Consider the following 14,178-nt stretch of genomic DNA (forward strand, 5'->3'; position numbering starts at 1 on the left):
CCTCTCATGAATAATTCGGGTATAGGATTCTAACCCATTTGTCAATCTGCAGTTAAATCTATATATTTTCCTTTGCAATCCGGATAAATTCTTCCGTAGCCTGGGACAAGTATCTGCCCTTGTGGCATCCAAACGCGAGAATGCCATGGCTGCGCATGTAATTTAATGAAAAGTAATTTAGACCGGTTTTTTTCATAACGGCACCGGCGCCGTCCTGGTTTCCCGACATAAACATTTTAGGATAGAAGGTAATGCCCATTCCCTTTGATGCAAGGGCAAGAACTGTTTCGATATTTTCTGTCTCCAAAAGAATGTTTGGACACAGCTGGGCCTCTTCAAATATTTCGTCGGCAATGGTGCGTACCCGGTTCCCTTTATTGATGAGAAGATAAGGGCAATCCTTTAAAAGTGTAACATCCGCATTGGATTCCAGTTCCTTTTTAATCTCTTCCTGCCTGCCAGGAAAATACCGGTCTAAGATCTGGTCAGGAACTACGAGAAGAATTTCTTCTTCGCAGATGGGAACTGTTTCTACGTTTTCTGCTTTAAATGGAAGAAGGTCAATCATCAGGTCAATCTCTCCGTGAATCAGCGCATTGCTTAGTTCAGACGAATTTCCTTCTACCAGATGAAGTTCGATATTGGGAAACTTCTCCTGAAAGGCGGGAAGAATGACAGGAAGAAGAAAGCGCCCTCTGGTGTGGGATACACCGATGGAAAGCTGTCCGATGGTAAAATCTTTAATGTCTGCTAACTGGCGGTATGTTTCATCCTTCAGATCCAGAAGCTCTTTGGCACGGATCTTTAAGGCACGGCCCGCATAGGTCAGTGTCAAAGGCATGGTACGGTTAAAGAGCTGAACATCGAATTCTTTTTCCATATTAGAGATATGGTTGCTTAAAGACTGCTGGGAAATATAAAGCCGCTTAGCGGCTCTTGTAATATTTAATTCTTCCGCAACAGCCAGAAAATATTCCAGGTTCAGGAAGTTAATCATAGATAAGCCTCCAGCTTTGGTATATAAGGGAGAAGCCGGTCAATGGAGCTGTTTACAACCAGTTCCTGGGGAAAAGATAATTCATCAAGCAGCTCTAATGCGCGGGCATGATTCCCAACATCAGCCTCAATGTGGGCATCGCTGTTTATAATAATGGATGCGCTGTAGCGGCGGCATAAATCCAGCATGATCTGATAGTTCTCCCTTGCGTTCTTTCTGGCGCTTAAGGGGTGAAGGGAACTGGAATTAACCTCCAGAAGTGTGTGGTTTTCTGCCGCTGCACAGACTATGGTATCGTAATCCACCGGAAAGCGGCTGTCATCCGGGTGTCCGATAATCTTTACATAGGGATTTTCGATAGCGCCTGTATAGGCACTTGTATTCTGGGCCATGGTTCCGTTTTTATAGCAGGGCTCATGGATGCTTGCTATGGAATAGTCCAGATTTTCAAGAAGACCTTCTCTTAAGTCGATCCGGCCAGTATAGTCCAGTATATTTAACTCCGTTCCCATAAGAATATGAATTCCGTAGAGCGTGCGGGGGATCACCTTAAAATTAATAAAATAAAATTCGTTGCATGTTCCTGGCAATTTTGGTGCGTGGTCCGTGGAACCCATGAGAGTGAGTCCCTTTTCAGAGGCGGATCTTGCCATTTCATACAAAGTGCTGTATGCATGTCCGCTGGCCACGGTGTGAGTATGCAGGTCCATTATGTCCTTCATCATGTTTGTCCTTTCTGTAGCAAAGCCGGATCTTTTGATTCGGCAGGTATGTATATTTCTTAGAATATAACATATTTTTCCTGAGAAAACTATAGAAATATCGGGCGGGATGTGTTAAATATATACTTAGATTATGCCTGAAACAAGGTATTTTATGAATGGAGGAATTCTTATGGAAGAAGAGATGAAGACAGATGCCATTTCGCAGGAGCGGATGGAAACCATGGATGATTATGCGGCAGAGCTGGAGGCATCCTTTAAACGCGTCAGAGAAGGCGATACAGTAACCGGAACAGTAATCCGCGTAAGTGAGGACCAGGTTTTTCTGGATTTAAAATATTATGCTGAAGGAATCATTAATAAAGAGGACTTAAGCAGTGACCCTGATTTTAACCCTCTTGTTGAAATTCATACGGGAGAGGAAATCACCGCAACTGTTATAAGCACCGATGACGGGGAAGGCAACCTTGTGCTTTCCAGAAAGCTTCAAAATGATCAGGCAGCATGGGAGAAGTTAAGGACCATGATGGAAGACCGCACCATGATAGCGGTTAAGATATCTGAGATTGTTAAAGGCGGAGCTGTTGTTTACCTGGAGGGAATCCGCGGATTTATTCCCGCTTCCAAGCTGGCTGCGGAGTATGTTGAAAACCTGGAGGATTTTAGCGGAAAGACCATTGATGTCACAGTGATTACTGCCGACGAAGAGAACCGGAAGCTGGTGCTGTCCGGAAAAGAGCCTGCATTATTAAAACAGAAAGAGGAGACCGGCAGAAAGATCGCTAAATGTCAGGTTGGAGCAGTTATGGAAGGAACGGTTGATACCATCAAGGATTACGGTGCATTTATTAATCTGGAAAATGGTCTTTCCGGTCTTCTTCACATTTCACAGATCAGCAATCAGAGAATTAAACACCCGGGCGCAGTTTTAAAGGAAGGACAGACGGTAAAGGTTAAAATTATTTCGACTGCAGATAATAAGATCAGTTTAAGCATGAAGGCGGTGGAAGCCGGTGAGGAAGAGTCAGCAGAGATCTTTGATTACAAAGAAGAGGGAAGTGCATCTACCGGACTTGCAAATCTTTTAAAAGGATTAAAATTTTAGAAACTGGGTAAAAACAATATAAAATATCGGGTTTCTATGGTATACTGTTTAAAGAGTAGCAGGGGCTGTCGTTTGGGCTGCCCCTGTCTCACTGATTCAGACAGGTTGCCAAGGGAGGGGGAATGTGGAATGAATATTCCCAAATCATTTGATCAGGTTGACCAGTGGAAATCCATCATATTTTTGTATGACTCAGCATTAAGGGAAATTAATACAAAAATAGAGATACTCAATAATGAGTTTGTGCATATCTATAATTACAACCCCATTGAGCACATCAAGTCGAGACTTAAGACGCCGGACAGTATTGTTAAAAAGTTAAAGCGGTACGGGTACGATGTGACCATCGATAATATGGTGGAAAAGTTAAACGATATTGCAGGAATCCGGATTATCTGCTCGTTTACTTCAGATATTTATCAGATTGCGGAGATGATAACAAAGCAAAGTGATGTAACAGTCCTTTATGTAAAGGATTATATTGAGAATCCAAAGCCCAATGGATATAAAAGCTACCACATGGTAGTGACCATCCCCATTTATCTGACGGATGGGCCGGTTGATACCAAGGTGGAGGTTCAGATCAGAACGGTCGCCATGGATTTCTGGGCAAGTCTTGAGCATAAGATTTACTACAAATTTGAAGGCAATGCGCCGGCATATCTGCAGCAGGAGCTGAAAGCCTGTGCAGATGTGGTCAATATGCTTGATAAAAAGATGTTTTCTTTGAACCAGGCCATTCTGGAGCTGAGTGAAGCACAAAAGCCCATACCGGACGGCGGAGACAGTAAGGCAGAGGAAGAATAAAAGAAAAGGTGCAGCCTTGACGATTCCGCCCGCTTAAGGCTGTTTTTAACTTCATAAAAAGAAGGTTGTTCTATGGGCACATTAACAAAAGACACATTTAAGATTCTTAAATATAACCAGAGAAATGGTCTCATCTTCACGCTGCTGTTTCGGCTGGTTACAGCTCCTTTGTATCTGCTTGCTTTAAATGCAGGTCTTGAGTTTGCGCTTAAAATGGCGGATTACAGCTATTTAACTGCGTCAAATATCGGTTCCTTTCTGATAAAACCATGGACAGCAGCGATCATTGCTGCTCTTTTGATTCTTGGAATATTAATAATGCTTCTGGAAACAGGCTGTCTGATTACACTGTATCAGGGAGCATTCTACTTCAGAAAGCTGAATTTGTGGCAGATTCTGGCTGGCGGATTATCAAAACTTTTTGATGAGATCCGCCGGAAAAACTGGCAGCTGGGACTTCTGGTTCTGGCGGATTATTTTATTACGAATCTGTATCTGATTTATCGGGTATTTACCCATGTAAAACCGATTAATTTCGTTACTTCTGAGTTACTGAGGCAGCCATGGGGGCGGGTACTGCTGGCAGCATCCATTCTTCTGGTCCTGTTTTTTGTGGTTCCGGGGCTTTATGCATTTCATGCCTGTATGGTGGAGCAGAAGCGGTTCCGGGCTGGCTATTTAAAAAGCTGGTGGCTTATAAGACGCAGGATTTTTGAGGTTCTGCCTCTGATGTTTGTTTACTATGGGCTTGCCATCCTTGCCCTTTGGGCGCTTTACGGATTCTGTGTGCTGCTTACCGCTGTGGCAGTTACCCTGTTTACGGATAACCGCCTGGCGCTTGCTGTGCTCCCGGCAGCCTGTGACTGGATTGAACTGGTCCTTATTTTCTTTTCCAGTATGCTTCTGGCTGTGGGTAAATACGGGGCTGTCAGTGTTCAGTATTTCCGGTTTAACAGCCGCATCTCCAGAAAGGCGGCAGCCATCGGTTATGAGGGTAAGCCTTTTGGGAACCGGAAGACAGCAGGAATCATTATGTCTGCCGCAACAGTACTTTGTCTTCTGTCTCTCTTTTACGTTTTAAGAAACGGCTCTGTAATTACCGGAGATATGCTCAGTGAGATTCAGATCACAGCCCACCGGGGCAGTTCTAATGAGGCACCGGAGAATACCATGGCTGCACTTCGAAAGGCAGTGGATGATCTGGCTGATTATGCAGAGATTGATGTGCAGGAGACAAAGGACGGGATCGTGGTACTGGCACACGACTTCACTTTGAACCGGGTGGCTGGAATAAACCGGACCATCGGTTCCTACGATTATGATGATCTGGTCAGGCTGGATGTAGGCGCCTGGTTTTCCGACGAATACAGAGGGGAGTATATACCCACCCTTAAAGAAGCCATGGAATACTGCAAAGGGAAGATCAATTTAAACATTGAGATTAAAAACCTGGGAGACGACAGTGATTTACCCGAAAAGGTGGTACAGCTGATCGATGAATATCAGATGAAAGAGCAGTGCGTGGTGACTTCCACACGTTTTTCCTATCTGGTCAGAATTAAAAAGGCAGACCCACAGATCCGCACCGGCTATATTATATCTGCGGCATACGGGAATTTTTATTCCAGTGATTCCATAGATTTTATCAGCATTCGATCCAGTTTTATCAATGAACGGCTGGTGGAGGCTGCCCATGAAAAAGGCAAGACGGTACACGCCTGGACTGTGAACGGGAAAAGCGAGATGGAACGAATGAAGATGTTGGGAGTTGATAATATCATTACAGATTATCCCATACTTGCGCGGGAGATTGTTTACCGCGAGGCTGCCACAGAAAGTCTGCTGGAATATTTGCAGCTGGTATTAAAATAGACAGGAGAACACACATGAGAATTGTATTACAGCGGGTTGCCCATGCTGCGGTCACTGTAGATGGACATGAGACCGGCTCTATTGGAAAAGGCTTTCTGCTTTTGTTAGGAGTTTCCGACACGGATACAGAAGAGGTCGCTGATAAGATGGTGGACAAAATAAGCAGACTCAGAGTTTTTCCCGATGAAAACGGGAAGACTAATTTATCTTTATCTCAGGTGGAGGGAGAGATTCTGGTAGTGAGCCAGTTCACTCTCTATGCTGACTGCAGAAAAGGAAACCGGCCCAGTTTTGCGGGTGCAGGCTCCCCGCAGTTGGCTAACCGCCTTTATGAATACGCTGCGGCACGTTTTGGAACTTTTGCAAAGAGGGTTCAGACCGGCAGCTTCGGTGCAGATATGAAGGTTTCTTTATTAAATGACGGACCATTTACGCTGGTATTAGACAGCGAGACGATATGTCCGGCAACCACTTAACGAATGAATAGGGCAGTGCCCTGACAAAAACGGAGGATTATTTACCATGGATAAAACAATTGGACAAAAGCTTCAGGAAGAACTGACATTTAAATTTCCCCACATCGGAAAAGAAGCGCCGGAACAGATGGAAAAGGCAGATCTGTTCTGCAATGGATATAAGAGGTTTCTTGATAATGGAAAGACAGAACGGGAGTGTGTAAGAGAAGCCGTTGCCATGCTGGAAATGCAGGGCTATGTGCCTTTTGACGGAACAAAGACCTACCGGCCGGGAGATAAAGTATACCAGGTTAACAGAGGGAAGGCGATACTTGCAACTACCTTTGGAACACAGGGCCTTGAGAAGGGACTGCGCATCAACGGCGCCCATATCGATTCCCCAAGACTTGATTTAAAACCAAATCCTGTTTATGAAAAGAACGATCTGGCTTACTTCAAGACCCACTATTACGGCGGAATCCGCAAATACCAGTGGGCGACGATTCCATTATCCATGCATGGTGTGATTATTAAAAAAAGCGGAGAAGTGATTGAGGTTAATATCGGTGAAAAGGAAGGCGATCCTGTATTCTGCATCACAGACTTACTTCCCCATCTGGCGGCGGAACAGAATAGTAGAAAGCTTGGAGAAGGGTTGAAGGGAGAGGAACTGAATGTTGTCATCGGATCTTTGCCTTTTAATGATGAGGCTGAAATAAAAGAACCGGTTAAGCTGATGACTCTCAAACTTTTAAACGACCGTTTTGGAATTACGGAAACAGATTTTTTACGTGCTGAGATCGAGCTGGTTCCGGCACAGAAAGCCAGTGATGTTGGTCTGGACCGCAGCATCATCGGTGCATACGGACAGGATGACAGGGTATGTGCTTATACAGCGCTTATGGCGGAGATAGATGCAGTGAAACCGGAATATACCACAGTGACCGTACTGGCAGACAAGGAAGAGATCGGTTCTGACGGCAATACCGGCTTAAATTCCCACTTTGTTCTTCATTACATCGAGGACCTGGCTGAAATGGCGCGTGCAAATGTGAGAACTGTCCTGCGCAATTCCATGTGCTTATCTTCTGATGTGAATGCAGCTTATGATCCCACCTTTTCTTCTGTTTATGAGGAGCGCAATTCCTGCTATTTAAACAAAGGCTGTGTATTGACAAAGTATACCGGTGTCAGGGGAAAAGCAGGATCAAACGACGCCAGCGCGGAACTGATGGCAAAGGTAATTGCCATGATGGAGAAGGAAGGCGTATACTGGCAGATCGGTGAGCTTGGTGCAGTAGACCAGGGCGGCGGCGGAACAATTGCAAAGTATGTAGCCGCGATGGATGTAGATGTAGTGGATTTAGGTGTGCCGATTTTGTCCATGCATTCTCCCTTTGAGCTTTCTTCCAAACTGGATGTTTATAATACATATAAGGCATTCCAGGCATTTTACAAATAATAACGGAATATTGAAATTTTTGTTAATTTCCGGAAAGTGCTTTTTTTACTGTGTACAATATGGTATAACTGACTGGAAGCAGTACGAATATGATATATAATTTTAGAAGGAAAAAGGATTGTATTATGAAAAAAATTTTAAATGTATGTATGTGCGGACTTGTTGCCGCCGCTATTGTAACCGGCTGTTCCAAGAAACCGGCAACTGAAACGACAGCAGCACCTGAAACCACAGAAGCCACGGCTACTGAATCCTCCGCACAGGAAACAGTTCCGTCTGTAGACTTATCAAAAGTGGATAACGGAACCATTAAACTGGGTAATTACAAGGGCATTGAAGTAAAAAGGGATGCTGTGGAAGTGACAGATGAGGAAGTGCAGCAGGCAATCCAGAGTGATCTGGCAGCTCATGAAAAAGATGTGGAAGTAGATCGTGCCGTACAGTCCGGCGATGTTGTAAACATTGATTTTGTAGGAAAAAAGGATGGCACAGCATTTGACGGCGGCACAGCTCAGGGCTATGATTTAACCATTGGATCCAATCAGTTCATTCCTGGTTTTGAAGAAGGAATTATCGGAGCCAAAAAAGGAGACAAGCTCTCTTTGGATCTTACCTTCCCACAGGAATACAACAACAAGGATCTGGCAGGACAGCCGGTAGTATTTGAAGTAACTGTCAACACCATTAAGGAAAAGCAGACTCCTGAGTTAAATGATACATTTGTTCAGGAAAACACAGAGTTCAAGACGGTTGACGAATATAAAGAAGACAAAAAACAGACTCTTCTTCAGAATAAGAATGACCAGGCAGATCAGAATGTAAAAAGCAATATCTATGATGCTGTTTTAGCAAATTCTACAGTTGAAGCGAATCAGGAAGCGATTGATGCCAATGTAGAGAATGTAGTTGCCAGATATACCAATCAGGCGGCCGCTTATGGCATGGATTTTGCATCATTTATCACAGCGTTTACAGGAATGAAGGAAGAAGATTTCAGAAGTACAGTGAAGACTCAGGCGGAAGGAATCGTAAAACAGAGACTGGTATTAAATGCAATTGCTGAAAAAGAGGGAATCACCGTAAACGATGATGACCGCAAGGATGTAGCCGAGAAGATGGGTTACGAAAGTGTAGACAGCATGATCCAGGCAGCAGGACAGTATGAAGTAGATGATTATATCATCAGCAATAAAGTACTGGATTTCTTAAAAGAGAACGCTAAGATAACGGAATAAATCACATACCATAGGGGGAACCTTTATGCAGCTTTTAAAGGACAGAATACGGAAGGATGGAAAGATCAAGTCCGGTGACGTACTGAAAGTAGACAGCTTTTTAAATCACCAGATGGATATAAAGCTGTTCGTGGAGATCGGAAAAGAGTTTAAAAGACGATTTGCAGATGAAGAAGTCAACAAGATCCTGACCATTGAGGCCTCCGGTATCGGTATCGCCTGCATTGTGGCTCAGTATTTTGATGTTCCTGTTGTATTTGCCAAGAAATCCAAGACGAAGAATATTGCCGGAGATGTTTATACTACTCAGGTAGAATCCTTTACCCATGGAAGAACCTATGATGTGATGGTATCCAAGGAATTTCTGGGTGCTGGTGACAAGGTGCTGCTCATTGACGATTTCTTGGCCAACGGCAAAGCGTTAGAGGGGCTTGCAGCGATTGTAAGAGACTCCGGCGCAGAACTGGTAGGAGCAGGAATTGTTATAGAGAAGGGATTTCAGCCCGGAGGAGACCATCTTCGTTCTGAAGGAATCCGGGTAGAATCCCTGGCAATTGTTGAAAGCATGGATGAAACCACCGGTACCATCTGTTTTCGAGGTGATCGATGACCGGGAAGAGAAAAGCCCTGTTTTTTGATATTGACGGCACGCTTTTTTCGGAAATTAACCGTAATGTGCCGGAGAGCGCAAAGCAGGCCGTTGAACGGGCGAGGGAGGCAGGGCATCTGGTATTTATTAATTCCGGACGCACCTACTGCCTCACCGGACCTATTCGGTCTCTCCTGGAGGTTGACGGCTATTGCTGCGGCTGCGGGACACGGATTGTAGCGGGGAAAGACGTGATTTACTCCGCTTCAATTCCTCATGAAACGGGTATTAAAATTAAGAAAATGATCCTGAAATATGGTCTTGACGGGATCTTAGAGGGAACAGAAAGCTGCTATTTTAACAAAGAGGAATCTCGGATCGAAAAGGTCAGAATCATGAAGGAGAATGTAGCTTCCGAGGGAAACTGTTCTCCGTTCGGCTGGGATGAAGACTGTTATGACTTTGATAAATTCTGCGTTATGGAAGATGAACAAAGTGATATGAAGGGCTTTGCCAGAGAACTGGGATTGGATTTTGATATAATTAACCGGGGCGGCGGATTTTACGAATGTGTTCCGGCAGGACACTCCAAAGCCACTGCCATTGAGGAAGTAATCAGGTATTATGGAGTGGATCTTTCCGATACATACGTATTCGGTGACAGCACCAACGATTTATCCATGTTTGAATATGCAAAGAACTGTATTTTAATGGGACACCACAGCGTGGAGCTGGAGCCGTATGCCACCTTCTACACAAAGAATGTGGAAGATGACGGAGTGGCTTATGCGATGAAAAAGCTGGGGCTTGTTTAACACACCGGAAAGATATAGAAAAAACATGGGACTGGCAATAACCGGTCCCATGTTTTTTGTGCTTAATATAATTTGTTTAAAATGCTTCTGGCAACGCTGATTCCGTTAGCAGAGGCCTGCTGAAGTCCTCTTGTTACAGAGGCACCATCTCCGATGGCACGCAGTCCCAGCACACTGGTTTCGAAATCACTGTTAACGACTACTTTATTGGAATAGAATTTAACTTCTACACCGTAAAGAAGAGTCTCGTCGCTGGCAATACCAGGCGTAACCTTATCGAGAGCCAGCAGCATTTCCTTAATATCAACCATAATTCTGTGAGGGAATACCAGGGATAAATCGCCGGGAACCGCATCCTTTAAGGTGGGAATGAGATTGTTCCGGCACAATCGCTCTTCTGTGGTACGTCTGCCTCTCTGGAAGTCTCCAAAGGTCTGTACCAGAATTCTTCCGTCACACAGCATGTTGCTTAGCTGTGAGATATGTTTTCCATATTCAATCGGTGTCTTAAAGGGCTTGGTAAAGTTTTTGGATACCAGAATCGCGAAGTTTGTGTTATTGGTTTTGTATTCCTGGGATTTGTAGGCATGTCCGTTGACCACAGCCAGTCCGTTCTCATAGTATTCAGTAGCTACCTCACCGGAAGGATTGGTACAGAAGGTACGTACCTTATCGTCGAAAGTTGGTGTGTAATAAACCAGCTTTGCTTCATAGAGGTTCTTATTCAGGAATTCCATTACTTCATCCCTGACTTCAACACGGACACCGATATCAACGGTTCCCACCTTTGTCTCAATTCCGTGATTACCGCAGATATGGCTGAACCAGTCAGATCCTTCCCGCCCGATGGCGGAGACAATCTCAGGAGCCTCGTAAACCTCATCTTTATCAGTAATAATACCTCTGGCCTGATTATCCTCAATGATGATATCCTTAACCATGGTATTAAATTCCATCTCCACACCCTGTGTCAGTAAATGCTCCTGGAGACGGGTGTAGATTTTATAGCCTTCCTCCGTACCAAGATGGCGGATGGGGCATTCGATCAGCTTTAAATTGGCGTTAATGGCTTTGCGGCGGATCTCCTGAATCTCCTTCTGCTTGTCCACACCGTATACGTTGGTATCAGCGCCGAATTTTAAATAAATATTGTCAGATTCCTTTAACAGTTCTACGGTTTTGTCATATCCCAGTATTTCCGGAAGATTACCTCCAACATCAGGGGATAACGACAGTTTACCGTCTGAAAATGCTCCTGCACCTGCAAAGCCAGTGGTGATGGAGCATGGTTTGCAGCCTACGCATACTTTGGTTGTACGTTTGGGACAGGTACGTTTTTCAATAGGACGGCCCTTTTCAATCATAAGGATCTTTAAATCCGGTTTTTTCTCGATCAGTTCATAGGCGCAGAAAATACCGGAGGGGCCTGCACCGATGATGATCACATCGTAATTTTTTGAAGCTTCCTTCATGAACATCACTCCTTTTTCCTTCTAACCCTTATAGTCAACTATTGAGGTAGTTGGTAGAAACGTTCAACCAATTTTGAACTTATATAAGCGCAACGGTTTTATTTTATCATAATGGAAGGAGGTATGACAAGGTACATGAGTATAAAATTTCTATAACATGGATGATTGCCCCAGCATCCTTTTCTTTAAATATACTGCTTTAATGTCCGGTTGATTTTATTCCTGGTTAAAGTTAAATATGCAGATGATTTTGGATAAGTATCAAATGTAATCGGTTCCGATAGATCCTCTTCCAAAAGCTTTATCACAGCTTCCCTGCCGATATACTGTTCCAGCAGTTTTAGCGCCCTGTGATCCTGTATAGCTTCATTTAGAATCATAAGGCGTATGGATTCCTCCGGATTCTTATCCGCTCCGGGATAAACTAAAAATGCATCACCGGAAGGAAAACTCCCTCCGCTGTCAGTAACCAGGTAGGGATTAATATGTTCCTTGGAATATTCAGAATTATAGAAGTTAAAACCCCAGTGGAGTATTCCTTCAATTCCGAACTTATAGACCTGGATTCCATAGATGCGGTTCCGCTCTGATGGCATGGCCATAAAGCGGTTGGCAACACCCACACACTGTGCAGTGCAATAGTAACTCCATAAATGAGGAACACCGTGCTGCAAAAATGGTTCGATGTGGTCGGTGGCACAAACTGGACGCTCAGACAGACCTGCTTCATAAAAAGTATATTCGGATAGGGCATCAATCAGCTTACAGCCCTTTAAATGGCTCATTACGGATTCTCTGGCTGCGGCATAAGATTCCAGATGGGCACTTCTTGGTTCGTCTGAAATATGAAACCAGGTATCGTCGAGAATACCAAGAATTTTCAGTTCCTCCTTCAGCGCAGGAAGAAACTGATTGAGAAAACAGGTGTATTCACCTATGGCAGGGGTATGCCAGCCAAACCGTCTGACCGTCTCTCCGTTTTTCATCACCAGTATCTTTGGGGCAAAGCCTGCTCCCCACTGGGTAAACAGATGTGCCATTTCAAAATATTTAATACCGGAAGCCTTACAGATCGCCACCCACCGTTTCAGCCGGGTAAAATCAAACTGATACTGGTTGTTTTCTTCCGTTATTTCAACCAGCTGTATGGTCGTCCGTTCCCCGCCCCTGGCAGTATCAAGAGGAGGGGTAAAGATGGGAGTAAGTATCATGTTCATGCCCTTTTTACCATAAAGGGTTATAAAATTTTCAAGGATATGCCAGTGCTCTTCCGAAAATACGGAAACATTATAATAATCAGCCAGACAGTCTCCGTGAAACCATTCCGTATGAATCAGCTCCTGATCCGGCAATGATGCAGGAATGACTTCGATTGCAGCAGTAACTGAGGCCACTGTTAATTCTGCTCCATTAATCAGTGAAACCGTGATGGGATAAACCCCACCAGGGATATCATGGGTAAGTGACAGGTCAATCCAAAGGCTTTGCCACACACCGGGAAGGAGCACAAATTCATCCGGATCCAGATTTCTAAGGAGATCCGGATAAAGCCCTGGTGTATAGCGGAGATAATTGCTGTCCCGTTTAACATGGGCCGGATATGCAGAGGGAACAGAGATCACCTGGCGGATCCTGATATATTTTTTTAATGCAGAGCTGATATCAACCCGCAGAGTTTCTTTCTCATTTCCGGTAAAAGAGCAGGCGGCCTGAAAGGAAACAGTTTCGCCGTAAAGCCCGCTAAGGCGGCAGCATTCCGGAAAGAATAAGGGCTCTTCATCGGCAAAAACCTTGTTTAGTGAGCTTAAAAGAATCATCCGGTAATAATTGTTCTGTTTTTCCATGTCGTTATTCCTCCCTAAATAGTTACATTATAACCTCCTGTGTATCTGTTATCAATGGAATAAAATAAATCTGTCATTCTGCCTTTACATCCTTCTTTTAAACTGTTAAAATGAAAAGAATCGCGTTAGGTACCCCTGTATGGGAAATCTAACGCTTTTCGGGCGTTCATAAAACGCCCCCATCAGTCATGAAACGCAACTGCTGTTAATATAGACAATAATAAGGAGAATCATCATGTACATCATCGCAGGATTAGGTAATCCAACAAGAGAATATGATAAAACAAGACACAACGTAGGTTTTGAGGCTATTGATGTTCTGGCGGACAAACTTGGAATCCGCATGACAGAAAAGAAGCACAAAGCTGTGTACGGTATGGGAATGGCGGGATTTAAAAAGGTGATTCTTTCAAAACCCCAGACCTATATGAATTTAAGCGGAGAGAGTATTCGCTCAATGGCTGACTTTTACAAGGTGGAGCCTGAGAATATTATCGTCATCTGTGATGACATCAACCTTTCAGAGGGGCAGCTTCGCATTCGTCTGAAAGGAAGCGCCGGCGGCCACAACGGGCTGAAAAATATCATTCAGCATTTAGGAACCCAGGAATTTCCAAGAATCAGAGTCGGAGTGGGAGAAAAGCCAAAAGAGATGGATCTGGCAGACTATGTGCTGGGGCGGTTCCCGAAAGAGCAGGAGTCTGTAATGGCCGATGCTTACCGTGCGGCAGCAGAAGCGTCAATCATGATGGTGGAAGATGGCGCCGAAAAGGCGATGAATTATTTCAACAGGAAGAAATAAG

13 protein-coding genes and 1 riboswitch are annotated in these 14,178 nt (G+C 44.3%); of the genes, 9 read left to right on the forward strand and 4 right to left on the reverse strand.

Going from position 1 to position 14,178, the window contains the following annotated elements:
- Positions 1-58: 58 nt before the first annotated feature.
- The gene (locus DS742_RS24290) at positions 59-997 is read right to left on the reverse strand and encodes a LysR family transcriptional regulator (protein ID WP_117419524.1); all 939 of its coding nucleotides are present in this window, start codon (positions 995-997) and stop codon (positions 59-61) included.
- A complete protein-coding gene (locus DS742_RS24295) occupies positions 994-1,719 on the reverse strand; it encodes a phosphatase (RefSeq protein WP_117419559.1) in 726 nt (241 codons plus the stop codon). The genes DS742_RS24290 and DS742_RS24295 overlap by 4 nt, the downstream gene beginning before the upstream one ends.
- Before the next feature lie 172 nt (positions 1,720-1,891).
- Here DS742_RS24295 and DS742_RS24300 point away from each other — a divergent pair, with 172 nt between their 5' ends.
- The 8 genes from DS742_RS24300 (at position 1,892) to DS742_RS24335 (ending at position 10,059) form a co-directional block, all read left to right on the forward strand.
- Positions 1,892-2,824, forward strand: a complete 933-nt coding sequence (locus DS742_RS24300) for a S1 RNA-binding domain-containing protein (RefSeq protein ID WP_341457697.1) — start codon at positions 1,892-1,894, stop codon at positions 2,822-2,824.
- Positions 2,825-2,953: 129 nt separating this feature from the next.
- Positions 2,954-3,631, forward strand: a complete 678-nt coding sequence (locus DS742_RS24305) for a GTP pyrophosphokinase (protein WP_117419525.1) — start codon at positions 2,954-2,956, stop codon at positions 3,629-3,631.
- A gap of 72 nt (positions 3,632-3,703) precedes the next feature.
- Positions 3,704-5,503, forward strand: coding sequence for a glycerophosphodiester phosphodiesterase (locus DS742_RS24310; RefSeq protein ID WP_117419526.1), 1,800 nt, complete (start codon positions 3,704-3,706; stop codon positions 5,501-5,503).
- Between the two features lie 14 nt (positions 5,504-5,517).
- Positions 5,518-5,979, forward strand: coding sequence for a D-aminoacyl-tRNA deacylase (gene dtd / locus DS742_RS24315; protein WP_117419527.1), 462 nt, complete (start codon positions 5,518-5,520; stop codon positions 5,977-5,979).
- Between the two features lie 46 nt (positions 5,980-6,025).
- Positions 6,026-7,420 (forward strand): aminopeptidase, encoded by a 1,395-nt coding sequence (locus tag DS742_RS24320; protein WP_117419528.1) that lies wholly within the window; start codon positions 6,026-6,028, stop codon positions 7,418-7,420.
- A gap of 125 nt (positions 7,421-7,545) precedes the next feature.
- Positions 7,546-8,655, forward strand: a complete 1,110-nt coding sequence (tig, locus tag DS742_RS24325) for a trigger factor (protein WP_117419561.1) — start codon at positions 7,546-7,548, stop codon at positions 8,653-8,655.
- Positions 8,656-8,680: 25 nt separating this feature from the next.
- Positions 8,681-9,265: a xanthine phosphoribosyltransferase gene (locus DS742_RS24330; RefSeq protein ID WP_117419529.1), complete on the forward strand. Its 585-nt coding sequence runs from the start codon at positions 8,681-8,683 to the stop codon at positions 9,263-9,265.
- The gene (locus DS742_RS24335; RefSeq protein WP_117419530.1) at positions 9,262-10,059 is read left to right on the forward strand and encodes an HAD family hydrolase; all 798 of its coding nucleotides are present in this window, start codon (positions 9,262-9,264) and stop codon (positions 10,057-10,059) included. Before DS742_RS24330 ends, DS742_RS24335 begins: the two co-directional genes overlap by 4 nt.
- A 62-nt stretch (positions 10,060-10,121) precedes the next feature.
- On the opposite strand, the gene DS742_RS24340 is transcribed toward DS742_RS24335, so the two are convergent.
- Together DS742_RS24340 and DS742_RS24345 are read right to left on the reverse strand one after the other, a co-directional pair.
- Positions 10,122-11,531, reverse strand: a complete 1,410-nt coding sequence (locus tag DS742_RS24340) for an NAD(P)/FAD-dependent oxidoreductase (protein WP_117419531.1) — start codon at positions 11,529-11,531, stop codon at positions 10,122-10,124.
- A gap of 11 nt (positions 11,532-11,542) precedes the next feature.
- A riboswitch (purine riboswitch) is annotated at positions 11,543-11,638 on the reverse strand.
- Between the two features lie 78 nt (positions 11,639-11,716).
- Positions 11,717-13,375 carry a DUF4091 domain-containing protein gene (locus DS742_RS24345; protein WP_117419532.1) on the reverse strand — a complete coding sequence of 553 codons (1,659 nt, stop codon included), beginning with the start codon at positions 13,373-13,375 and terminating at the stop codon, positions 11,717-11,719.
- Between the two features lie 235 nt (positions 13,376-13,610).
- Between DS742_RS24345 and pth the strand changes: the two genes are divergently transcribed.
- Positions 13,611-14,177 carry an aminoacyl-tRNA hydrolase gene (gene pth / locus DS742_RS24350; RefSeq protein WP_117419533.1) on the forward strand — a complete coding sequence of 189 codons (567 nt, stop codon included), beginning with the start codon at positions 13,611-13,613 and terminating at the stop codon, positions 14,175-14,177.
- Position 14,178 lies beyond the last annotated feature (1 nt).

This window comes from Lacrimispora amygdalina, assembly GCF_003432035.1.
Classification (GTDB): domain Bacteria; phylum Bacillota; class Clostridia; order Lachnospirales; family Lachnospiraceae; genus Lacrimispora; species Lacrimispora amygdalina.

Coding starts and splice junctions, on each gene's coding strand:
- DS742_RS24290 (WP_117419524.1), bottom strand. CDS start 997: ATGATTAACTTCCTGAACCTGGAATATTTTCTGGCTGTTGCGGAAGAA.
- DS742_RS24295 (WP_117419559.1), bottom strand. CDS start 1,719: ATGAAGGACATAATGGACCTGCATACTCACACCGTGGCCAGCGGACAT.
- DS742_RS24300 (WP_341457697.1), top strand. CDS start 1,892: ATGGAAGAAGAGATGAAGACAGATGCCATTTCGCAGGAGCGGATGGAA.
- DS742_RS24305 (WP_117419525.1), top strand. CDS start 2,954: ATGAATATTCCCAAATCATTTGATCAGGTTGACCAGTGGAAATCCATC.
- DS742_RS24310 (WP_117419526.1), top strand. CDS start 3,704: ATGGGCACATTAACAAAAGACACATTTAAGATTCTTAAATATAACCAG.
- dtd (WP_117419527.1), top strand. CDS start 5,518: ATGAGAATTGTATTACAGCGGGTTGCCCATGCTGCGGTCACTGTAGAT.
- DS742_RS24320 (WP_117419528.1), top strand. CDS start 6,026: ATGGATAAAACAATTGGACAAAAGCTTCAGGAAGAACTGACATTTAAA.
- tig (WP_117419561.1), top strand. CDS start 7,546: ATGAAAAAAATTTTAAATGTATGTATGTGCGGACTTGTTGCCGCCGCT.
- DS742_RS24330 (WP_117419529.1), top strand. CDS start 8,681: ATGCAGCTTTTAAAGGACAGAATACGGAAGGATGGAAAGATCAAGTCC.
- DS742_RS24335 (WP_117419530.1), top strand. CDS start 9,262: ATGACCGGGAAGAGAAAAGCCCTGTTTTTTGATATTGACGGCACGCTT.
- DS742_RS24340 (WP_117419531.1), bottom strand. CDS start 11,531: ATGAAGGAAGCTTCAAAAAATTACGATGTGATCATCATCGGTGCAGGC.
- DS742_RS24345 (WP_117419532.1), bottom strand. CDS start 13,375: ATGGAAAAACAGAACAATTATTACCGGATGATTCTTTTAAGCTCACTA.
- pth (WP_117419533.1), top strand. CDS start 13,611: ATGTACATCATCGCAGGATTAGGTAATCCAACAAGAGAATATGATAAA.